The sequence below is a fragment of the Kitasatospora sp. NPDC058492 genome (genome assembly GCF_042720685.1).
Classification (GTDB): domain Bacteria; phylum Actinomycetota; class Actinomycetes; order Streptomycetales; family Streptomycetaceae; genus Kitasatospora.
Genome location: NZ_JBHXMU010000007.1, coordinates 124,802 through 146,579, shown reverse-complemented (window position 1 = coordinate 146,579; position 21,778 = coordinate 124,802). Strand labels below are relative to the sequence as shown.

The 21,778-nt window shown below is 73.5% G+C and carries 16 protein-coding genes and 2 pseudogenes; 6 read left to right on the top strand and 12 right to left on the bottom strand.

Translation table 11 applies throughout. From position 1 onward, the window contains the following. Nucleotides 1-4: 4 nt before the first annotated feature. From ACFWPI_RS07355 to ACFWPI_RS07345, 3 genes are all read right to left on the bottom strand, one after another. Nucleotides 5-1,672 (bottom strand): fibronectin type III domain-containing protein, encoded by a 1,668-nt coding sequence (locus ACFWPI_RS07355; RefSeq protein WP_380375738.1) that lies wholly within the window; start codon nt 1,670-1,672, stop codon nt 5-7. Between the two features lie 196 nt (nt 1,673-1,868). Further along, the gene (locus tag ACFWPI_RS07350; protein WP_063347060.1) at nt 1,869-2,123 is read right to left on the bottom strand and encodes a hypothetical protein; all 255 of its coding nucleotides are present in this window, start codon (nt 2,121-2,123) and stop codon (nt 1,869-1,871) included. A gap of 150 nt (nt 2,124-2,273) precedes the next feature. Next, nucleotides 2,274-2,678, bottom strand: a complete 405-nt coding sequence (locus ACFWPI_RS07345; RefSeq protein ID WP_063347061.1) for a hypothetical protein — start codon at nt 2,676-2,678, stop codon at nt 2,274-2,276. 118 nt (nt 2,679-2,796) lie between these two features. Between ACFWPI_RS07345 and ACFWPI_RS07340 the strand changes: the two genes are divergently transcribed. After that, nucleotides 2,797-3,147 carry a metalloregulator ArsR/SmtB family transcription factor gene (locus ACFWPI_RS07340; RefSeq protein ID WP_063347062.1) on the top strand — a complete coding sequence of 117 codons (351 nt, stop codon included), beginning with the start codon at nt 2,797-2,799 and terminating at the stop codon, nt 3,145-3,147. 16 nt (nt 3,148-3,163) lie between these two features. Here the strand turns inward: ACFWPI_RS07340 and ACFWPI_RS07335 are convergent, their stop codons facing one another. Continuing rightward, entirely contained in the window at nt 3,164-4,819 is a 1,656-nt protein-coding gene (locus tag ACFWPI_RS07335; protein ID WP_380375740.1) for an FAD-binding dehydrogenase, read from the bottom strand. 311 nt (nt 4,820-5,130) lie between these two features. Between ACFWPI_RS07335 and ACFWPI_RS07330 the strand changes: the two genes are divergently transcribed. Next, nucleotides 5,131-6,069, top strand: coding sequence for an SGNH/GDSL hydrolase family protein (locus ACFWPI_RS07330; protein ID WP_063347064.1), 939 nt, complete (start codon nt 5,131-5,133; stop codon nt 6,067-6,069). A gap of 63 nt (nt 6,070-6,132) precedes the next feature. Here ACFWPI_RS07330 and ACFWPI_RS07325 read toward each other — a convergent pair whose 3' ends face one another. After that, the gene (locus ACFWPI_RS07325) at nt 6,133-7,254 is read right to left on the bottom strand and encodes a HoxN/HupN/NixA family nickel/cobalt transporter (protein WP_063347065.1); all 1,122 of its coding nucleotides are present in this window, start codon (nt 7,252-7,254) and stop codon (nt 6,133-6,135) included. 338 nt (nt 7,255-7,592) lie between these two features. Here ACFWPI_RS07325 and ACFWPI_RS07320 point away from each other — a divergent pair, with 338 nt between their 5' ends. Then, the gene (locus tag ACFWPI_RS07320; protein WP_380375742.1) at nt 7,593-9,437 is read left to right on the top strand and encodes a CocE/NonD family hydrolase; all 1,845 of its coding nucleotides are present in this window, start codon (nt 7,593-7,595) and stop codon (nt 9,435-9,437) included. Between the two features lie 85 nt (nt 9,438-9,522). On the opposite strand, the gene ACFWPI_RS07315 is transcribed toward ACFWPI_RS07320, so the two are convergent. Continuing rightward, a complete protein-coding gene (locus tag ACFWPI_RS07315) occupies nt 9,523-9,981 on the bottom strand; it encodes a MarR family winged helix-turn-helix transcriptional regulator (protein ID WP_380345467.1) in 459 nt (152 codons plus the stop codon). A 129-nt stretch (nt 9,982-10,110) separates the two neighbouring features. Here ACFWPI_RS07315 and ACFWPI_RS07310 point away from each other — a divergent pair, with 129 nt between their 5' ends. After that, nucleotides 10,111-11,367: an alpha/beta hydrolase gene (locus ACFWPI_RS07310; protein ID WP_380375744.1), complete on the top strand. Its 1,257-nt coding sequence runs from the start codon at nt 10,111-10,113 to the stop codon at nt 11,365-11,367. Between the two features lie 68 nt (nt 11,368-11,435). On the opposite strand, the pseudogene ACFWPI_RS07305 reads toward ACFWPI_RS07310, so the two are convergent. From ACFWPI_RS07305 to ACFWPI_RS07295, 3 genes and pseudogenes are all read right to left on the bottom strand, one after another. Beyond that, nucleotides 11,436-12,155: pseudogene (locus tag ACFWPI_RS07305) on the bottom strand (putative Ig domain-containing protein); the annotation flags it as partial. Between the two features lie 213 nt (nt 12,156-12,368). Beyond that, nucleotides 12,369-12,965 (bottom strand): annotated as a pseudogene (locus tag ACFWPI_RS07300) (serine protease); the annotation flags it as partial. Between the two features lie 278 nt (nt 12,966-13,243). Beyond that, a complete protein-coding gene (locus tag ACFWPI_RS07295) occupies nt 13,244-14,203 on the bottom strand; it encodes a hypothetical protein (protein WP_380379240.1) in 960 nt (319 codons plus the stop codon). A 156-nt stretch (nt 14,204-14,359) separates the two neighbouring features. On the opposite strand from ACFWPI_RS07295, the gene ACFWPI_RS07290 reads away from it, so the two are divergent. Beyond that, nucleotides 14,360-15,478, top strand: a complete 1,119-nt coding sequence (locus tag ACFWPI_RS07290; RefSeq protein WP_380379242.1) for an alpha/beta hydrolase — start codon at nt 14,360-14,362, stop codon at nt 15,476-15,478. 115 nt (nt 15,479-15,593) lie between these two features. Further along, nucleotides 15,594-18,056 (top strand): ArnT family glycosyltransferase, encoded by a 2,463-nt coding sequence (locus ACFWPI_RS07285; protein ID WP_380379243.1) that lies wholly within the window; start codon nt 15,594-15,596, stop codon nt 18,054-18,056. A gap of 105 nt (nt 18,057-18,161) precedes the next feature. Here the strand turns inward: ACFWPI_RS07285 and ACFWPI_RS07280 are convergent, their stop codons facing one another. The 3 genes from ACFWPI_RS07280 to moaA all read right to left on the bottom strand — a co-directional run bounded on the left by ACFWPI_RS07280 (nt 18,162) and on the right by moaA (nt 21,689). Further along, nucleotides 18,162-19,754, bottom strand: coding sequence for an alpha/beta hydrolase (locus ACFWPI_RS07280; RefSeq protein WP_380379245.1), 1,593 nt, complete (start codon nt 19,752-19,754; stop codon nt 18,162-18,164). 60 nt (nt 19,755-19,814) lie between these two features. After that, complete coding sequence (locus ACFWPI_RS07275; RefSeq protein WP_063347075.1) at nt 19,815-20,573, bottom strand: HNH endonuclease family protein; 759 nt, start codon at nt 20,571-20,573, stop codon at nt 19,815-19,817. A 120-nt stretch (nt 20,574-20,693) separates the two neighbouring features. Beyond that, complete coding sequence (gene moaA, locus ACFWPI_RS07270; protein WP_380379247.1) at nt 20,694-21,689, bottom strand: GTP 3',8-cyclase MoaA; 996 nt, start codon at nt 21,687-21,689, stop codon at nt 20,694-20,696. Nucleotides 21,690-21,778: the final 89 nt, after the last annotated feature.

Sequence of the window (21,778 nt, the reverse complement as noted above, 5' to 3'; positions counted from 1 at the left end):
GGGACTACCAGCCCCAGCCGCCGCCCTGACCGTCGTCGTCGTGGTCCGAGTCCCAGCCCTCGCCGACCTTGCGCAGGATCGTGTAGTTGTCGATCTGCGTGCCGTCCTCGGCCAGCGCGGTCACCTTCATGGACGACTTCTGGCCCAGGTGGGCCGGGGTGACGTCGACCTTGATGAAGGAGTAGCCGGTGTAGCGCACCCGCGACCACTGGACGGTCTCGGGGACCTTCACCTTGCCCTTCCCCCAGTAGTAGGTCTTCACCTCGTCCTGGTGGTTCTCGTGCCCCTCGTAGGTGTCCGGCACGTCGAACTTGTACAGGCTGCGCCCGGCCGCGCCCGCGGTCACGTAGACGACGCCGTCCTTCGCCGGCTCGATGGTGGCGCCGCTCGGCACCTGCTTCGAGACCTTGTTGCCGAGGATCGCGTCGGTGCGCTCGTAGATGTGGTTGTGGCCGTTGATGACCAGGTCCACCCGGAACTTCTCGAACAGCGGCACCCAGGCCTCGCGGACACCGCCCTCGGAGGCGTGCGCGACGGTGGTGGAGAAGGCGCAGTGGTGGAAGAAGACCACGACGAAGTCGATCGTCTCGTCGTTGCGCAGGTCCTTGAGGGTGCGCTCCAGCCACTTGGTCTGCTTGTTCGCCGAGATGCCCAGGTTGGCCGGGATCTCGTAGGAGACGTCGTTGGCGTCGAGCGAGATGACGCCGACGTTCTTGTAGCGGAAGGTGTAGACGCCGGGGACCTTGCGCGGGTCCGGGCCGTTGTCCGGGAGGAAGAAGCGGGTGTTCTCGCCGCCGTACCCGTTGGGCGAGTACCAGGCCTCGATGTCGTGGTTGCCGTAGGCGACCATCCACGGCACGGTCGCCGCGACCGTCTCGGTCTGGACCAGGAAGTCGTCCCAGGTCCTGGCGTTGTACACGGACTTGTCGGGGTCCGTGCCGGAGCCCGCCGGGTCGGCGTAGCAGATGTCGCCGGCGTGCAGGTGGAAGGACGGCTTCTGGGCCAGGATGACGTGGTCGTTGCCGGCCGCGTGCGAGCTGACGCCCTGGTCGCCGAAGGCGGTGAAGGTGAACGGCTCGTAGACCTTGCCCCAGCGGTGGTCGCGGGAGGGCGCGGTGCGGAAGGTGTGCAGGGTGGAGATCTGCTGCTGCGAGGCCGGGTCGAAGCCCTCGTGGCCGACACCGTAGTAGTAGGTGGTGTCGGGGTGCAGGTCCTCCAGCGCCACGTGCAGGTAGTACTGGTCCACCGGCTGGCTGTTCGGGCTCAGCGCCGGGGTGTGCAGGGTGCGGACCTCGGCCTGGAGCTTGTGGCTGAGCTCCCACGGGGTCTTGCCGAAGCGCAGGAACGGCTTCTTGACCGGCGCCGGGACCTGCCAGGAGATGCGGAACTGGGTGTCGGGCTCGGGCCCGAACTGGAGGTGGCGCCCGATCGGCGCGACCAGCGAACCGTCGACACCGGCCGTCGTGGCACCGGTCAGCAGCTGCGGGCTCGCCGGCGCGGCGAAGGCCGTTCCACTGCCCAGCGCGCCGCCGACGGCGACGGCACCGACGGTCACGGCGCCGGCGCGCAGCATCCGGCGGCGGGAGAAGCGGGCCCGCAGGTACTCGTGCTGCTCGGCCGTGCTCATGCGGTCCGCGAGCTTGGCCGGTACGCCCATGTGAGGGATATCCATGCGCGGGACTCTTCCAGCGGCGCGTTGACCGCACACGGACGCGGGGTGAACGGGCCGCAGCGCGCCGCCCATTCGAACGCCAATGTTCGACCATGATCAGGTAAAGGAGCGCGCCCGCCCCGGACCGACCCCGGATCATGGCCCCGGCCGGCGGCGCGGCCTGAGCCGCCGTCGGCGCCGCCGCGGACGGGGGCGCTCAGCCGGAGGGCTCGTCCCAGGTGGAGGGGGACCGGTTGCCGGTGCCGTCGCAGGTGCGGCAGATCTCGTCCCGGTAGGCGTGCTTGGCGCCGGTCGCGTCCACCCGGTAGCGGACGTACACCCCGGTGCCGTCGCAGAGGAAGCAGTTGCCGCCCCCGCCGCCCACCTCGGTGGTCCCGGTGCCCTGACAGGTCCGGCAGCTGAGACCGGCGGTCCGGCCGGTGCCCGCGCAGATCCGGCAGACCGTCGTCATCGTCGTCCTCCCTGGGCGGAACCGCTGGCAGCCACCGGTCATGGTAGTGGGACCGCCGAGGGCGGCGTCCAGCGGATCCTGCTCGGCCGCCGGATCGGCCAACCCCGCTGCGTCCCAACCGTGATGAGGACGGATCGACTCCACCGTCCGCTACTCCGCCAGGCCCTCGCGGACCCGGCGGGACACCGAGATCAGCTGGAGGTCGAGCAGCCCGGGCGGGTCGGCCAGCCCGGGGCCGCCCGCGTGCACCCAGGCGGCTATCTCGTCGATCATGTCGTCCGCCAGCACGAAGCCCAGCCAGACCGGACGCCCGCCCGCCGCCCGCCCCTCCCCGGAGGGGCCGACCACCACCACGTTGGACTGGGTGCACACGTCCAGGCACTTGACCGCGCGGACCCGGCCCGCCGCACCCACCGCCGCCCGCAGCCGCTCGTACTGCCCGGCGTGGTCCACCCCCGGGTGCTTGGCCTCGGTGCCGCAGCAGCAGCCCCGGCAGACGGTGACGGTCACCGGGGAGGCGGCCGCCTGCTTGCGGTCCCGGTCTCGGCGGCTCATCGGCTCTGGAACTCCTCCTGGTCACGGGGCACGCTGCACGCGCAGCCTACCCGGCATGCCAAGAGTCACTGCCGGGTACCGGGTGCCGGGGTTCGGCGGCGGTCCGTAGGATGCCCCCATGGGACACGCGACCACCGAGAAAGCCGTACCGCGGATGCGCCTGGACGCCTCCAACGCGGCCAAGGTCGCGACCACCCTCCAGGCGCTGGCCACCCCCTCCCGGCTGCTGATCCTCGCCGAACTGCGCGAGGGACCGCGCGCGGCCACCGAACTCGCCGACGCCGTGGGCATGGAGCAGTCGGCCTGCTCCCACCAGCTGCGGCTGCTGCGCAACCTCGGCCTGGTCGTCGGCGAGCGCCGGGGCCGCTCGGTGGTCTACTCCCTGCACGACGACCACGTCGCCGCCCTCCTCGACCAGGCCGTGTACCACGTCGAGCACCTGCGGCTGGGCCTCACCGACGAGCGCTGAGGCCGCACGCACCGGTCTACGCCGTGGCCTGAGCCGCCGCGCGGCCGGCGGTGCGGCCGGAGAAGAGGCAGCCGCCGAGGAAGGTGCCCTCCAGGGAGCGGTAGCCGTGGACGCCGCCGCCGCCGAAACCGGCGGCCTCGCCCGCGGCGTAGACGCCCGGAAGGGGTTCGCCGTCGGGGCGCAGGACGCGCGCGGAGAGGTCGGTCTCCAGACCGCCGAGGGACTTGCGGGTGAGGATGTTGAGCCGGACGGCGATCAGCGGGGCGGCGCCCGGGTCGAGGATGCGGTGCGGCGGGGCCACCCGGATCAGCTTGTCGCCGAGGTAGCGGCGGGCGCCGTGGACGGCGGTGACCTGGAGGTCCTTGGCGAAGGGGTTGGCGAACTGCCGGTCGCGGGCCTCGACGGCGCGGCGCAGTTCGGCGGGGTCGATCAGCGCCTCGCGGGTCCTGGCGTTCATGCCGCGGGCGAGGTCGGCGAGGTTGCCCGCGACGACGAAGTCGGGCCCGTGCCGCAGGTGGCTTCGGACCGGACCGGGGGCGCCGGGCAGGGCGCGGCCGAGGACGCCGCGCACGGACTTCCCGGTCAGGTCCGGGTTCTGCTCGGAGCCGGAGAGGGTGAACTCCTTCTCGATGATGCGCTGGTTGAGCACGAACCAGGTGTGCCCGTACCCGGTGGACATGATGTGGTCGAGCGTGCCGAGGGTGTCGAAGCCGGGGAAGAGCGGGACGGGCAGCCGGTTGCCGCGCGCGTCCAGCCAGAGCGAGGACGGGCCGGGCAGGATGCGGATGCCGTGCCGGGCCCAGATCGGGTCCCAGTTCTCGATGCCCTCGGTGTAGTGCCACATCCGGTCGCCGTTGATGAGGCTGGCACCGGCGTCGCCGGCGATGCCGAGCATCAGCCCGTCGACGTGGGCGGGGACGCCGGAGAGCAGTTTGGCGGGCGGGGTGCCGAGCCGGGCGGGCCAGGCCTTGCGGACGAGGTCGTGGTTGCCGCCGATGCCGCCGGAGGTCACGATCACGGCCTGGGCACGCAGTTCGAACCGTCCGGCGGCCTCGCGCGAGCTGGCCTCGCCGCGGGCCGCCGAACTGGGCACCAGCACCTCGCCGGTGACGGTGTCGGTGACGCCCGCGGTGGCGGCCAGGCCGGTGACCCGGTGCCGGAAGCGCAGGTCGACCAGCCCGCGGGCGGCCGCGGAGCGGACCCGGCGGACGAAGGGCTCCAGCAGTCCGGGCCCGGTGCCCCAGGTGATGTGGAAGCGGGGCACCGAGTTGCCCGGGCCGTCGGCGAGGAGGCCGCCGCGCTCGGCCCAGCCGACGACGGGGAAGAACCGCACGCCCAGGCCGTGCAGCCAGGAGCGCTTCTCGCCGGCCGCGAAGTCGACGTAGGCCTCGGCCCAGCGGCGCGGCCAGGCGTCCTCGGGCCGGTCGAAGCCGGCGGTGCCGAACCAGTCCTGGCGGGCGAGGGCGTGCGAGTCGCGGATCCGCATCCGGCGCTGCTCGGGCGAGTCGACCAGGAAGAGGCCGCCGAAGGACCAGTGCGCCTGGCCGCCGAGCGAGGCCGCGGGCTCCTGGTCGAGCAGGATCACCTTCCGTCCGGCGTCGGCGAGTTCGGCGGTGGCGGCGAGTCCGGCGAGTCCTGCTCCGATGACGATGACGTCGGCGTCCAGGGCCATGCGCAGTCCTCCGTCGCGGCGGGCGGGACGGCGCGCGCGGGGTGGGCGCCGTCGCTGTGCGCCCGATACTGCGGCCTGCGGTGACGTCCGGTCAACCGGCCGGTAACAACCGAGTGCGGCAATTCCGCTCCACACCGTTTCGGAAATGTCTTCGATACACGGTGGAGCGAAATGCGAAATGCGATCTGACGGAATTTCGGAAATTTCCGCGCACGGCATGGACGTCCACGAAACCAACAAGTAACTTACCTGCGAGTAGCCGCGGCCCGGCACGACCCCCACCCGTCGTTTCTCTCCCCCCAGGAGGAACCGTGCTCCGCCCTGCCCGGAAACCCCGATACCTGCGCAGCTCCACCGCGCTCGCCTCCGTCGCCCTGGGCGCCGCCCTCGCGCTCACCTCCACCAGCGCCCAGGCCGCCACCCCGGCGCCCAAGCACCTCGTGGCGCTCGGCGACTCCTACGCCGCCGGCGCGGGCGTGCCCGGCCAGTCGGCGGGCCTGTGCCTGCGCTCCGACCGCAACTACGGCCACCTGGTCGCCGCCGCCCTCAAGGCCGGCGCGTACACCGACGTCACCTGCGCCGCCGCCAAGGTCAAGGCCATGACGCAGCCGCAGTACGACGCCTTCATCCGGGTCAACGACCCGCAGCTGGACGCGGTGACCCCCGACACCGACCTGGTCACCCTCGGCATCGGCGGCAACGACCTCGCGGCCAGCGACCTCGGCCTCGGCGAACTCGTCGCCACCTGCATCGCCGGCGCGGTCGTCAACCCGCTCGGCACGCCCTGCAAGGACGTCTACCACCACGGCTACTGGGACTGGAGCAGCTGGTCCTGGCAGTACGGCAACGACGACCTGGCCGAGCGGATCACCAGCAGCATCGCGCCGCAGGTCGCCGACACGCTGCGGCGCATCCACGCCAAGGCGCCGCGGGCCCGGGTGCTGCTGGTCGGCTACCCGTCCGTGCTGCCCGCCGACGGCCGCTCGTGCATCCTGCGCCAGCCCGTGACCCCGGGCGACGTCGAGTACATGCACGGCGTGCTCGACAAGCTGAACGCCGCACTCAAGAGCACCGCGGCGGCCGGCGGCGCGACGTACGTCGACACCGCCACGCCCACCGCCGGGCACGACGTGTGCTCGGACGACCGCTGGATCGAGGGCGCGCTGCCCGGCTCGCCCGCCGTGCCGTTCCACCCGAACGCCACCGGCGAGAAGGTGATGGCGGACGCGGTGCTCGCCGCGCTGCGGTAGGCCCCGCAAACCCCGAGGGGGCGGTGACCGGACTCCGGTCACCGCCCCCCCTCGGGGTTTGTGCTACTCCGACTTGGCGGCCGCGGCGGCCAGGCCGGCCGACCACTTCTCCTCGACCTTGCCGAACTTCCAGTAGGCGATCGCCGCGACCCAGGTCAGCACGAACAGGCCGACGATCGCGTAGCCGACGAAGTTGAGGTCCAGCCCGCCGATCCAGGCGATCGGGCCGCTGGTGATGTCCAGCTTCTCGCCGAGCAGGCCGATCAGCTCGACCAGGCCGATCACCAGCGCGACCAGCACCGACAGGCCGGTGACGGTCAGGTTGTAGTAGATCTTGCGGACCGGCTTGGAGAAGGCCCACTCGTAGGCGAAGTTCATGAACGAGCCGTCGATGGTGTCCAGCAGGCTCATCCCGGCCGCGAACAGGATCGGCAGCGTGAGCAGCGCGTACCAGGGCAGCGAGAACGCGGCCGCGCCGCCGGCCAGCACCAGCAGCGACACCTCGGTGGCGGTGTCGAAGCCGAGGCCGAACAGCAGGCCCACCGGGTACATGTGCCAGGGCTTGGTGACGGCCCTGGTCACCCGGCCGAGGATGCGGTTCATCAGCCCGCGCCGCTCCAACTGGCGCTCCAGCTCGGCCTCGTCGTACTCGCCCACACGCATCCGGCGGAACACCTTGAGGATGCCGTTGAAGGCGCCCAGGTTGATCAGGCCGAGGAGCAGCAGGAACGTCCCGGAGACGGTGGTGCCGATCAGGCCGGTCATCGTGTGCAGGGTCGAGTCGTCCGCCTCCACCTGGTCGGCGAGCGAGCGGATGCCGAAGGCGAGCAGCGCGCAGAGGCCGAAGACGATCGAGGAGTGCCCGAGCGAGAACCAGAAGCCGACCGACAGGGGCCGCTTGCCCTGGCCCATCAGCTTGCGGGTGGTGTTGTCGATCGCCGCGATGTGGTCCGCGTCGAAGGCGTGCCGCATCCCGAGGGTGTAGGCGGTCAGGCCCATGCCCGCGCCGAACACCTGCCCGCCGACGTTGTAGTGCTCGGGCGCGACCAGCGCGAGCAGGGTGAACCAGCCGACGACGTGCAGCACGAGGATGAAACCGCCCATCCCGGCCAGGCGCATCCACTCCTCCCGGGTGAGCCGGTCACGCCATCTGACGGGCGAGGCACCTGCGGCGGGGCTGGACATCCTGTGGTCCTTTCGGGTGGTCCGGGCGAAGCTGGGCCATCTTTCCCCCCTCGGGGAAGTAGTTGCAAGTCATGTGCAAATGCCGGACGACGGCGAACGGGGGCATACGGGCGCGGACGAGGGGCGTGCGGCGGCGGGCACACGCCCACTCGCGCCGGGCCCCACCCCGCCGCCCCACCCGGCCGCCCCGACCCGCGGGGCGCGACCACCGCGCAACCTTCGTCAGGAAATCGGACGATTCCTCCCCTAGGGTCGAGATGCCGACGCCCGCAGCGCGCTCCCCGTACGCGCCGCGGGTCCTCCGGCGCTCACCGGCCCGGGATCCGATGGGAGCGGCCATGCCGTCCTACCCCTTCCGCACCACCCGCGAGGACGTCCGCATCCCGCTGCCCGACGGCACCCGGCTGGCCGCCCGGCTGTGGCGCCCGGTCAGCGACGAACCCGTCCCCGCCCTGCTGGAGTACTCCGCCGGCCGGCTCACCGACCGCACCGCCGCCGAGGACGCCCGCCGCCACCCCTGGTACGCCGGCCACGGCTACGGCGCCGTCCGCGTCGACACCCGCGGCCACGGCAACTCCGACGGCCTGCCCGGCGAACCCGGCGGCGACCAGGAGCTCGACGACGGCGCCGCCGTCCTCGACTGGCTCGCCCGCCGCCCCTGGTGCAGCGGCCGGGTCGGCCTGCTCGGCGTCGGCGCCGCCGGCACCACCGCCCTGCTGCTCGCGGCCCGCGCCCCCGACACCGTCGGCGCCGTGGTCACCGTCTGCCCCGAAGGCGGCCACCGCCTCGGCGGCGCCCTGCTCGCCGCCGACCTGCACACCCGGCTCACCACCCTGGTCTCCGACGCCGCCCTCCCGCCCGACCCCCGGCACGTCGGCGACGCCTGGCGCACCGACTGGCTGGCCCGCCTCGAATCCCTGGACCCGCCCGTCGACGCCTGGCTCGCCGCCGGCGAGACCACCGTCCCCGTCCCCGCCCCCACCTTCGCCGTCGCCGGCTGGGGCGACCCGTCCTGCTCCTTCGTGCTGCGCCTGCTCGCCACCTCCCCCACCGCCCGCGCCCTGCTCGGCCCCTGGCCGCACGGCCTGCCCGAGGACACCCTCCCCGAGACCCTGCGCTGGTGGGACCACTGGCTGCGCGACCTCGACACCGGCGCCCTGGCGGAGCCCGCCCTGCGCAGCTGGATCGGCACCCGCTGGACCGGCGAGGAGACCTGGCCCTCCCCCGACGTCCGGGAGATCCACTACGGCCTCGACGGCCCGCTGCGCACCGCCGGCACCGCCTCCGACGACCGCCACGTCCGCGTCCGCTCCCCGCAGCACACCGGCCTCAACGCCGGCGCCTACGTCCCGCTCGGCCGCCCCGCCGACCAGCCGCCCGACCAGCGCGAGGAGGACGGCCGCTCGGTCTGCTTCGACTCCCAGCCGCTGCCCGACCCGGTCGAACTGCTCGGTACCCCGACCGTACGGCTGCGCCTGCGCGAGGGCGGCCCGCCCGCCCAGATCACCGCCCGGCTCTGCACCGTCGGCCCGGACGGCACCTCCACGCTGCTCACCCGGGGCGTCCTGGTCGCCGCCGGCCCCGACGCGGACGTCGAACTCGCCGCCTGCGCCGGCGCCGTCCCGGCCGGGCACCGGCTGCGGCTCGCCCTCTCCTCGGTCTACTGGCCGTGGGTGTGGCCCACCCCGGACGACGCCGGCTACGCGCTCGACCCGTCCCGCTCCGCCCTCACCCTGCCCACCCGCCACCTCGCCGCCGACGTCGGCGCCGCCCCCGTCGCCTTCGAGGCCCCCGCCCTGCCCGAGCCGCTCGACATCCACCGCACGGAGCCACTGACCGCCCGGCCCGAGCACGTCACCGTGCACGACATCGGCCGCCGGGAATGGCGTGCCGAACTCTCCCCCGCCACCGACGGCAGCCGCACCCACCCCGACGGCCTGGTCCGCGACGAGCACACCGTCACCGCCTACCGGGTGCTCACCGGCGCCCCGCTCAGCGCCCAGGCCCGCACCGACCACACCGTGCGCCTCGAACGCCCCGACATCGGCTGGGACGTCACCGTCCAGACCCGCACCCAACTGCGCTGCGACGCCGGGCACTTCCTCAGCATCGTGCAGCTGCGCGCGCTGGAGGCCGGCTCGGTGGTGTTCGCCCGGGAATGGCAGCACCGCGTGCCGCGCTGAAGCGCGCACACCGACGGGCGGGGCGGGGTGCGCCCTGCCGCCGTGAGCCCGGCACGACCCACAAGACGCTCCCTGAGCCCCCCGGTCAGAGCCGGTCGTAGATGGCGGCCAGCTGCCGGAGCACGTCGGTCGCGGCGTCCAGGGCGGGGGCGTCGTGGTGGGCGAGGGCGGTGTCGAGTGCCTGCGCCAGGGTGGTCTGGCGTTCGTCGTGGCGGCGGCGGCCCGCGTCGGTGAGGGCGACCAGGACGGACCGCTTGTCGCCCGGGGGGCGTTCCCGGGTGACGTAGCCGGCGGTGGCGAGGTTGTTGACCAGCTGGGTGGTGGCGGCGCTGGTGGTCTCGGTGGCGGCGGCGAGCTGGCCGATCGACAGCGGGCCCGTCTCGGCCAGGACGCGCAGGGCCCGGGCGTGGGTGAGGGAGAGCGCGCCGGGGGTGCGGGTGGCGCGTCCGCGCAGGCGGGAGTCGGCGGCGCTGAGGCTGTAGGCGGCGCGGGCGAGCTGGTCGAGGGCCTGCTCGCGGGCGGGGGTGGGTTGGGGCTGCGACATGGGGGCGGCCTCCGTGGCTCGATCGATGGGCGGGTTGACAACAGAATATCCTAAGTACTTAATAGATAAGTACTTAGCGACTCGGCGGCACCGCCACCGAGCCCCCTATCGACACGGAGGACACCCGTAATGACCGTTCGTTCGACCGGACAGAGCTGGGCCCTGGACATCGCCCTCGCCCAGGGCGGCTTCGACGCCCTGCACCCCCAGGCCAAGGGCACCCTGGAGCAGCTCGGCCACGACCACACCGACTTCGACAAGGTCTTCGCGCTGGTGCAGAGCGGGGCGATGCTCCCCAAGGCCTGGGCCACCGTGGCCGGGCAGGCCGAGGAGCGCGCCGCCCACCACGAGCGGGGCGGCTTCGCCCAGACCGCCGCCGACCTGTACGTGCGCGCCGCGGTGATGTGGGGCCGCGCCCAGTACTCCGTCTTCGACGCCACCGACCCGCGCAAGCTCGCCTTCCGCGAGCACGCCAACCACTGCGTGGAGCGCCTCGGCGCGCTGCGCGACGACCGGGTCCGCCGGGTGGAGCTGGACTTCGAGGGCGGCCGGATCTACGGCCTGCTGCACCTGCCGGCCGGCGAGGTGCGCAACGCCCCCGCGGTGATCCTCGGCCCGGGGATGGACATGATCAAGGAGGACTACATCTACGCCGCCGAGCGGTACTACACCTCCCGCGGCATCGTCGCCCTGTCCATCGAGGGCCCCGGCCAGGGCGAGACCCGGGCGGGCGGGCTCACCGTCGACCTCACCAACTACGAGCGGGCGATCAGCCGTTACCTCGACCACCTGGCCTCGCTCCCGGAGGTCGACCCGCAGCGGATCGGCATGTTCGGCATCTCGATGAGCGGCTACTGGGGCTCGCGCGCCGCCGCCGCCGACCGCCGGCTCGCCGCGCTGGCCGCCTTCGAGGCGGTCACCGGCGACTTCCGGACGATCTTCGAGCAGGCCCAGCCGACCTTCAAGAACAACTACATGTACATGGCCGGCTACACCGACGAGGAGGCCTTCGACCGCGAACTGGTCGCCCGGATGCCGCTCGGCGACCTCGTCCAGGAGATCGACTGCCCGGTCCTGTACGGCATCGGCGAGTTCGACGAACTGACCCGGCTGGAGCAGGCCCTGGCCAACTACGAGCGCATCCGCGCGCCCAAGGAACTGCGCGTCTACGAGAACGAGTTCCACCCCCTGGGCGGGGTCGCCGCCGAGATCTTCCGCTTCGGCGCGGAGTGGATCGAGCGCGCCCTGAACGGCGAGTTCGCCGAGGCCGGGCGCGACGTGCGGCACTACGTGCACCACGACGGCCGCACCACCGACGGCACCGCCAACCCCACCTGGTGGCTCGGCGCCGTCCCCGCCCAGATCACCGCCGCCCGCCGGGCGTGAGACCGGGCGCATACGGTCCGGCCCCGGGGTGTGGGAGCCCCGGGGCCGGACGGTGTGCTGGTGGCGCGTCAGCCGGTCTGGATGGAGGTGTCGTCGATCACGAAGCTCGTCTGCAGCGAGGCGTCCTCGGTGCCGGTGAACTTCAGGGTGACGCTCTGGCCCGCGTAGGACGAGAGGTCGAAGGTCCGCTGCTGGTAGCCCGCCGCGGCGTCCGCGTTGGAGTACGTCTTCAACGTGGTGCCGTTCACCGACACGGCCAGCTTGTCGTACGCGGTGCTGCCCGACTCAGCGGTGTCGATGTGCAGCCAGAAGCTCAGCGTCGCCTTGCAGCCCGCCGGGATCGTCACCGTCTGCGCCAGCGTGTCGGTGTGCGAGGAACCGTAGCCGTTCAGCCACGACTTCCACGAACCACCGTGCGCCGCCTGCGAGGAGCTGTTGTCCACCACACCGGAGCTGGTCGTCCACGGCGCCGCCGAACCCGTCTCGAAGCCCGCGTTGCCCAGCAGCTGCGCCGGCGTGCAGGTACCGCCACCGCCACCGGTCACCGTCCACGTGAAGCTCGCCGTACCCGACTTGCCCGCCGAGTCCTTCACCGTCACCGTCACGTTCGACGAACCCGCCGTGGTGGCGGTACCGGTGATCGCACCCGTCGAGGCGTTGATCGCCAGCCCGGCCGGCAGACCCGTCGCACTGTACGACAGCGGCGCGGTACCACCGGAAGCGTTGATCTGGACGTTCACCGCACCGCCGACCGCCGTGGACTGGTCACCGGGGCTGCTGACGGAGACCGCGCCGCTGCCGGCCGGCTTGGTGAGCAGGCAGCCGGCCACGTTGAGGTCGATGACCCGGCCGTTGCCGAGGCAGGTGGTGAACCAGTAGGTCTCCTCACCGTAGCTCTGGCCCTTGGTGGCCGTGGTGGTGCCGTCCGCGGCGACCTCGCACGGGTTGTCCAGGGTGCACATCTCGCCGTTGTCGTTGCCGGTGTTGTTGATGCCGATGATCCGGCCGCTGGCGGAGTCGATGATCGGCGAACCGGAGGTGCCGTGCGTGGTGTTGCAGCCGGAGCTGTAGCGCAGCGAGTCGTGCCAGGTCCACTGGTCCTCGCGCAGGGTGGGCACGAACCCGTTGACGGAGCAGTTCCACACCTGCTTCCAGTACGAGGAGGGTATGTACATCGCGGCGCCGTCGGTCGGGTGCGTGTCGTTGACGGTCAGCGCGGTCGCGCCGTACTTGGAGCTGATCGAGCCGTAGGTGTCGGTGAGTTGGTAGAGCGCGACGTCGGTGCCGGTCATGGTCGCGTAGACGACCTTGTCGGCCTGGACGGTGCCGAGGCTGTTGCCGGCGCCGTCGAGCAGGGTGCCGCTGCGGCTCGCGCTCGCGTTCTGGATGACCTGGCCGGCCGTGGGCATGGTCGGCAGGCAGTGGCCGTTGGTGAGCATCAGGGCCCGGTCGCCGGCCACCGAGGTGGGGTAACGCACCAGCGAGGCCGAGCAGTTGCTCAGCGCGATGGTGGAGGTCAGGTCGCTGGCCTGGACGGCGTGCGCGGGGGCGGCGGCGAGGGTCAGCCCGCCCGCGACGACGGCGCCGACGCCGGCCATCGCGGCAAGTCTCTTGAACATGGCTCTCCTTGTGGGGGATCGCGGGGTGTACGACTGGTCGCCGAGGCCCGCGCCGCACGAAAGTGCCATGGTCACTTCAAGTGGTCAACCGTATTGGCCGAACTCGCCGACGGCAATCGTCCGTTGCGGCCCGGGGCGGCAACCATCCGCCCCGGTATGCCCGTTAAGGGCGGGCGCGGTGGCACCCCACGGCACCGGCCGTGCCCGCCCGTCGGGGCGTCATGTCCGCCCGTCCACCCGTCCGCTCGCCGCCAGGGCTACGGCTGCGGGAAGGAGTTCTCGTCCAGCTCGTCGGTCTTGGCGTTGCCGCCGACCGTCGGCTGGAGGGTGATCGACCAGGACGTCGCGGTGCGACCGGTCTCGAACGCCAGCGTGTCCTGGAACTTGGTGAACCGGCAGCTCTGCGTGAACGCCTTCGTGTCGGAGTCCCAGTCCACCCCGCCCGCGAAGTACACCTCGTACGTGCCGTCCTCGACGCCCTCGATGCTGGCCTTCTGCCCCTTGGCCACGTACACCGAGTGCACCGACTTGCCGTTCAGCGCGAGCGAGACGACCGCGTCCCCCCTGCCGCCGTTGTCGACCTTGAACACGCCCTCGCCGCGCAGCCGCCCCTCGCGCACCAGGGTGCCGTTGTCCAGCGAACGGGACTGCTGCTTCGGGGTCTGCGGGACGGCGAAGGTCGTCGGGTAGCCGGCCGCCGCCATCTTGGCCAGGGCCGCCGACACCGCCGCCAGGCCCTCGGAGGCGCCCAGCTCGGCCTGCGCGGAACCCACCGCGCAGACGCCCCTGCTCTTGATGTCGCCGCGGACCTTCGTCGCGTCGGCGGCCAGCGAGGTCAGCGCCGCCACCAGCTCGGTCCGCGCCGTGGTGACCGCGGCCGGCTCGTCCGCCAGGCCCAGGCCCCGCCCGGCCGTCCGCGCGCTGGTGGCGATGCCGCCGAGCACGCCGTCGAGGTCGCCCAGGGTCTTGGCCCCGGCCACCTGGCCGAGCGCGGTGGTCACCGGGTCGATGGTCGTGCCGAGCACCGGGCCGTACGGCGGCGGCGTCGGGGTGGGGGTCGGCGTCCGCGTCGGCGCGGGCAGCGCCGGGGCCGCGCCGGTGGACGGCCCGCCCGCGGCGCTCCCCCCGCCGCCCCTGGCGCCGCTGGTGCCACTGGAGCAGGCCGCGAGCAGCAGTACGGTGCCGACGGCCAGACCGGCCTTGGTGATGGACTTCATGAATCCCGCCCCGGTGATGCCCCGCGCACACAGCGTGCACGTGTCCGCCGCCATGCTGGCGGCCCCGCCCGGCGCGGTCAACCGGATTCAGGGGGCGTGCAGAGGGCGTGCAGGGGGTGCCCGGGGGCGCTGATCGAGGTCAACTACGATCGGGGCGTGCTCAGCCTCACCGGATTCCCCCTCCAGATCGTCGCCTCGGTCGTCGCGATCCTCGTCTTCGGCGCCACCATGTGGCTCTGGCCGCGCTTCGGCGGGAAGGGCTGGAAGTCCTGGACGGGCCGGATCGGCGCCTTCCTCGCCACCCAGATCGCCGTGCTGGTCGCCATGGGCCTGATCGCCAACGGCTACTTCGGCTTCTACAGCTCCTGGAGCGACCTGCTCGGCACCGACGGCAAGCCGGGCACGGTCGTCGACCACACGCCGAACGCCTCCGTGGCCGTCACCGGCGAGCAGAAGTTCTACTCGGCCCAGGGCTCCGACCGGGAGCGCTCCGGGCTGATCCAGCAGGTCGCCGTCAAAGGAGCCTCGACCGGCCTGAGCACCGAGGCCTTCGTCTACCTTCCCCCGCAGTACTTCCAGCCGGACTACACGCAGCAGCGGTTCCCGATGGCCCTGGTGCTCACCGGCTACCCGGGCACCCCGGAGAAGCTGATCTCGCTGATGCAGTACCCGGCCTCCACCCTCACCGCGATCGAGCAGAAGAAGCTGCCGCCGACCGTCCTGGTGATGATGCGCCCCACGGTCGTCGGCAACCGGGACACCGAGTGCGTCGACGTGCCGGGCGGCCCCCAGGCGGAGACCTTCTTCACCACCGACCTGCCCAAGGCGCTCGCCACCACCTACCGGCTCGGCACCGACCCGGCGAGCCGCGCCGTCATCGGCAACTCGACCGGCGGCTACTGCGCGCTCAAGTTCGCGATGCGCAAGCCCGACACCTACCGCGCGGCGGTCGCGCTCTCCGGCTACTACAGCGCGGCGCACGACGAGACCACCGGCGACCTCTTCGGCGGCAACGACCAGCTGAAGCAGCAGAACGACCTGCTGTGGCGGCTGAAGAACCAGCCGGCCGCCCCCGTCTCCCTGCTGCTCACCACCAGCTACGACGAGAACAACTACGCCGACACCCAGGCCATGGTCGGCGCCTTCAAGGCCCCCACCAAGGTGTCCACCATCACCCTGGACACCGGCGGCCACAACTTCCACACCTGGACCCGGGAGATCCCCCCGGCCCTGGAGTGGCTCGGCCAGCACCTCACCATGCCGAAGGCCGCCTGACCGATCCCCCGGCGGCCCGCCCGATCACCCGATCACCCGATCGGCCCCGCAGATCACACCCGTCTCACAGCGTCGTCTCACGCTCCTCTCAGCCGCACCACGCACGGTATGGCGCATGACCACGACCAGCTACTCCACTCCGGCCGGCGAACCGTGGCCCGAGGCCGCGGACTTCCCGCCGCCGGAGGTGCCGCAGCCGGACCCAGCCCGGCCGGACCCGGCGCCGCTCTTCCCCGAGCAGCCCCTGCCGCCCGCCGGCCCCAAGGGCCCCGCCTCCTGGTCCGGCCGGCTGCGCACCCTCCCCGCCCGCGCCTGGCGCGGCCGCGCGGACGACCCGCGCTGGGTGCGCCCGGCCCTGCTGGCACTGCTGGCCGCGACCGTCGTCCTCTACCTCTGGGGCCTGAGCGCCTCCGGCTGGGCCAACGCCTTCTACTCGGCCGCCGTCCAGGCCGGCAGCCAGAGCTGGAAGGCCTTCTTCTTCGGCTCCTCCGACGCCGGGAACTTCATCACCGTCGACAAGCCCCCGATGTCGCTGTGGCCGATGGCCCTCTCGGTGCGGGTCTTCGGCCTGTCCTCCTGGTCCGTGCTCGCCCCGCAGGCCCTGATGGGCGCCGCCACCGTCGGCGTCGTGTACGCGACGGTGCGCCGGCGCTTCTCCCCGCTCGGCGGCCTGCTCGCCGGGGCCGCCCTGGCGCTCACCCCGGTCGCGGCGCTGATGTTCCGCTTCAACAACCCCGACGCGCTGCTGGCCCTGCTGCTCACCCTGGCCGCGTACGGGCTGGTGCGGGCCATCGAGGCGGCGGGCACCCGGTGGCTGGTGTTCACCGGGGCGATGTTCGGCCTGGCCTTCCTCACCAAGACCCTGCAGGCCTTCCTCGTGCTGCCCGCCTTCGCGCTGGTCTACCTGGTCGTCGCGCCCACCGGCCTGTGGCGGCGGGTGCGGCAGCTGCTGCTCGCGGGCGCGGCCATGGTGGTCGCGGGCGGCTGGTGGGTCGCGGTGGTCGAACTGCTGCCGGCCTCGGCCCGCCCGTACGTCGGCGGCTCGCAGGACGACAGCTTCCTCTCCCTCACCTTCGGCTACAACGGCCTCGGCCGGATCAACGGCGACGAGACCGGCAGCGTCGGCGGCGGCGGGCGGCTCCCGGCCGGGCTCGACCTGCCGGCCGGGGCGATGCGCGGCGGCCGCGGCTGGGGCCAGAGCGGCCTCACCCGGCTGTTCGGAAGCGACATCGGCGGGCAGATCGCCTGGCTGCTGCCGGCCGCGCTGATCCTGCTGGTCGCCGCCCTGTGGGCGACCCGCCGCTACGCCCGCACCGACACCGCCCGCGCGGCGTTCCTGGTCTGGGGCGGCGCGATGCTGTCCACCGCGCTGGTGTTCAGCTTCATGTCCGGGATCTTCCACCAGTACTACACGGTGGCGCTCGCCCCGGCCGTCGCGGCGCTGGTCGGCATGGGCGTGGACGGCCTGTGGCGGGCCCGGCACCGGCTTCCGTGGGCGCTGGTGCTGGCCGGCACCCTCGCGGTGACGGCGGTGTGGGCGTTCGTCCTGCTCGGGCGGAGCGCGGAGTTCGTGCCCTGGCTGCGCTGGGCGGTGCTGGTCGGCGGGCTGGTGGCGGCGGCCGCGCTGGTCGCCGGACAGCTGGCCGGGCGGGCCGACGGGCGGCTCGGGGCCCGGATCGCCTCGGTCGCCGGCCTGGTCGGCCTGGCGGCGGCGCTCGGCGGGCCCGCCGCGTACGCGGTGGACACCGTCGGCACGGCGCACAGCGGCTCCATCGTGACGGCCGGGCCGGCCGTCCAGGGCGCCTCCGGTCCGGGCGGCGGCGGCCGGCACGGCGGGCAGGGCTTCGCGGGCAACGGGCGGACGTTCCAGCCCGGCCAGAACGGCGGCGGGCAGAACGGCGGCGCACCCGGCTTCCCCGGCGGCGGCGGGCAGCACGGCGGCCAGGGCGGCGGCAACGGGTTCAACGGCGGCAGCGGCGGCGGCCAGGGCGGCTTCAACGGCGGCAACGGCGGCTGGCCGGGCGGCGGTTCGGGCAAGGGCCCGGGCGGCGGCAACGGTCACCGCGAGCGCGGCACGGGCGCCGACCCCGGCACCGCCAACCCGGGCACCGGCAACCCCGGCAGCGGCGAGGACCCCGGCACCTTCGGCCCCGGCGGCATGGGCGCCACGGGCGGCATGGGCGGCCTGCTCGGCGGCACCAAGGTGAGCGAGGAGGCCTCCGCCCTGCTCAAGGAGAGCGCCGGCCAGTACACCTGGGCGGCCGCCACCAGCGGCTCGCAGAACGCCGCCAGCTACCAACTCGCCACCGAAGAGCCGGTGATGGCCCTCGGCGGCTTCAACGGCACCGACCCCTCGCTCAGCCTGGCCGGCTTCCAGAAGTACGTCCAGGAGGGCAAGGTGCACTGGTTCATCGCCGGCGGCTCCCACCGCGGCTTCGGCGGGGCCGAGAGCGGACAGGGCGGCTCCGGGGAGAAGGAGTCGGAGACCTCCCAGATCGAGAGCTGGGTGACGAGCCACTTCACCGCGAAGACGGTCGGCTCCACCACCTTCTACGACCTGACGGCCCCGACCTCCTGACCGTCCGAACTCCTGACCGTCCCACCCCAGGGGGCGCACCGCAGCCGGCGGTGCGCCCCCTCGCGTTGCCCCCTGGAAAGCCCCCGTCGGCCCCGGCAGCCCCCGTCAGGCGGACGGGCAGTGCGTCCCGGCGGCGGGCAGCGTGCCGTCCACCAGGAACGCGGCCACCGCGTCCCGCACGCACCCGCTCTTGTCGTAGCCGGTGTGCCCGTCGCCGTCCCGGGTGAGCAGGACGGCGTCGGCGAGGTTGGAGGCCATCCGCTGCGCCCACGGGTACGGCGTGACCGGGTCGGCGGTGGAGCCGATCACCAGGATCGGGGCGCTGCCCTCGGCCCGGATCCGGGCGGGCCGTTCGGCGGTGCGGTACGGCCAGGAGCGGCAGTCCGGGGCGAACAGCGCAGCCGAGGTGTCGTGCCGGCTCATCAGCGGGGCGCGGGCGGCGAGTTCGGCGCGGTCGGTGCGCAGGTCCCCGGCGGTGGGGGCCATCAGGGCGTCCGCGCAGCTGATGGCGGCGAAGGCGTCCGCCGCGGTGGAGTAACCGCCGTCCTCGGCGCGGCCGTTGGCGCCGTCGGCGAGGGCGAGCAGTTCGGTGGCGTCGCCGCGGGTGATCGCCGGGTCGAGGGCCTGGCGCAGCCGCTCCCAGGAGCGGTGGCCGTCGTAGAGGGTGTCGAGGGTGCCGTTCCAGGCCAGGGTGGCGGTGAGGCGGCGGCCGTCGGCGGCGGGCAGCGGGTGTGCGCGCAGGCCGTCCAGGAAGTCGGCGAGCCGCTGCGGGGCGGCGGCGCGGTCGCGGCCGAGGGGGCAGTCGTCGCGGCCCGCGCAGTCGGCGGCGAAGTCCCGCAGCGCGGTCTCGGTGGCGGCGGCGGCCTCGACGTTCAGCCGGACCGGGTCGAGGCTGCGTTCGAAGGCGCCGTCCAGGGCGAGGCGGCCGGTGCGGGCGGGGAACTCCTCGGCGTAGAGGGCGCCCAGGTAGGTGCCGTAGGAGCTGCCGAGGAAGTCGAGCCGCCGTTCGCCCAGGGCGCCGCGCAGCACGTCGAGGTCGCGGGCGGTGTCGCGGGTGGAGAGGTGGGGCAGCAGCGTGGCGTACCGGGCCTGGCAGGCGTCGGCGAGCACCCGGCCGCGGTCGTAGCCGGGGTCGTCGGTGCTGGTCCACTCGTCCCGGGTGCGGTCGTCGAGGCAGTGCACGGGGGTGGTGCGGCCGGCGCCGCGCGGGTCGAAGCCGACCAGGTCGAAGTGGTCGGAGAGGGTGCCGCGGTAGTCCTCCCAGCCCCAGACCACCCGGTCCACGCCGGAGTTGCCCGGCCCGCCGGGGTTGAGCACCAGGGCGCCGATCCGCCGGTCGGCCTCGGTGGCGCGGATCCGGGAGACGGCGACGTCGATCGTCTCGCCGCCCGGATCGGCGTAGTCCAGCGGGACCTTGAGTCCGGTGCACTGCGCGACCGGCTCCCCGGCCGGGCGCTCAGGCCGGTCCGGGCAGTCCTTCCAGTCCAGCGGCTGGAGGTACAGGGCCGCGAGCGCGGGGGCGGCCGTGCCGGGCACCAGGTCCTGGGGCCGGGCCGCGGCCGCGGTGCCGGGCCGGCGGGCGCCCGGGTCCGAGGGCCCGGTGCAGCCCGCGGCGAGCACGAGGAGGGCGACGGTGAGCACGAGGAGGGCGACGGTGAGCAGGGCGCGGAGCGGGCGACGGGGGTTCGACGAGTGCACCGCCCACGAATACCACCCGGCGCCCGCTCCCGTCACACCAGCACCTGCCGTAACGATTCCTCAGCCGCCGCACTGCTGCAGCATGGCCTGCTTGTCGGCCACGGTGACGGGGAGCTGGTACTTCAGGGAGACCTGGGCGAAGCGGACGGCGTACGAGCAGCGGACGGCGGTGTTGGCGGGGAGCCAGGAGGCCGGGCCGGAGTCGCCCTTGGAGGCGTTCTGCGAGCCGTCGGCGGGGATCAGGTTGAGCGGGTCGTTGGCGATCTGGACGCGCTTGGCCTTGTCCCACTTGGCGGCGCCCAGCTGCCAGTCGTAGGACAGCGGCATCACGTGGTCGATCTGGATCTTCGTGGCCTGCTGCTTGGTCCACTGGACGTTCTTGCCGGTGTACGGGTCGTAGATGGTCATCGCGGTGACGACGCAGTTCGAGCCGTCCTTGCGCTCGACGGCGGTGCCGTCGCGGGCGAGCAGGTCGTTGCGGGTGTCGCAGTTGTTGTGGCCGAGCGGGACGCCGTCGACGTTGTCCGTCCAGGCGGGGCCGAACTCGTTGCGGTCGTAGCCGTCCTTGGGGCCGGCGGCGGCGGTGGCGACCTTGGCTATCACGTCGCGGCCCGCCTTCTGCTCCTCCGGCGTGGTCAGCGGGGCCAGGCCGGGCTTGGTGCCGTCCGGGTTCTGCAGCGGGCTGGTGCCCAGGCCCCCGGCGGGCGCGGCGGAGTCGCCGCTCTTGTGGTCACGGCCGCCCAGCAGCCAGCCGGCCAGCGCGAGCGCGCATATCAGGAACACGGTGGCGGCGGACAGGGCGGTGCGGCGGGCGGGCACGGATAACTCCCGGGATCTGGGGCGGGTTGACGGCGAACCAGCAGATCAGCCACCCCGAGAGCAGGTCAAGGCGGCGCCACGCGAACCCCGCCGACCATGTCGAAGCTCACACCCCGGGCGTCAGCCGCCGATGGCGGACATCGGGCGGTCGGGCCGGACGAAGCCGGCGGAGTTGACGGCGTGTCCGGGCCCCTTCCCGGCCACCGAGGCCCGCCAGGCCGCCTCGATCCGGTCGTCGTCGGCACCGCCGCGCAGCAGCGCGCGCAGATCGGACTCCTCCGTCGCGAACAGGCAGTTGCGCAACTGGCCGTCGGCGGTGAGCCGCACCCGGTCGCAGCCCCCGCAGAACGGGCGGGTCACGGAGGCGATCACCCCGATGACGGCGTCCGTGCCCGCGACCCGCCACTCCTCCGCCGGGGCGCTGCCCCGCCGGCCCACGGGCAGCAGGTCGAAGCGCTCCCCGAGCCGCTCCAGGACCTCCGCGGCGGTGACCATCGCCGAACGGTCCCAGGCGCCCTGCGCGTCCAACGGCATCGACTCGATGAACCGCATCCGGTACCCGTGCTCCACCGCGAAGGCCGCCAGCTCCGGGATCTCGTCCTCGTTCACCCCGCGCACCGGCACCGCGTTCACCTTCACCGGCCCCAGCCCCGCCGCCCGCGCCGCCGCCAGGCCCGCGAACACGTCCGCGATCCGGTCCCGCCGCGTGATCCGCGCGAACCGCTCCGGGCGCAGCGTGTCCAGACTGACGTTCACCCGCTCCAGCCCCGCCGCCCGCAGCGCCACCGCCGTGCGGGCCAGCCCGATCCCGTTCGTCGTCAACGACACCTCCGGCCCCAGCGCGGCGATCCGCCCCACCAGGTCCGGCAGGCCCCGCCGCAACAGCGGCTCCCCGCCGGTCAGCCGCACCGAGGCGATCCCCAGCCGCCCGACCGCGATCCGCACCAGCCGCACCACCTCGTCGTCGCCCAGCGCCTGCGCCCTCGGCAGCCAGTCCAGGCCCTCGGCCGGCATGCAGTAGGTGCAGCGCAGGTTGCAGCGGTCGGTGAGCGAGACCCTCAGGTCGGTGTGGACCCGGCCGAAACGGTCCAGCAGCGGGCGCGGTGCGGTGTTCATCGACCCAGTACAGGGGCCGGCGGGCCGCAGGACCAGCGGCCGAACCGCCGGGGGGCGGCCACCACCTGCGGGTTCCCCTTGTGCATTCG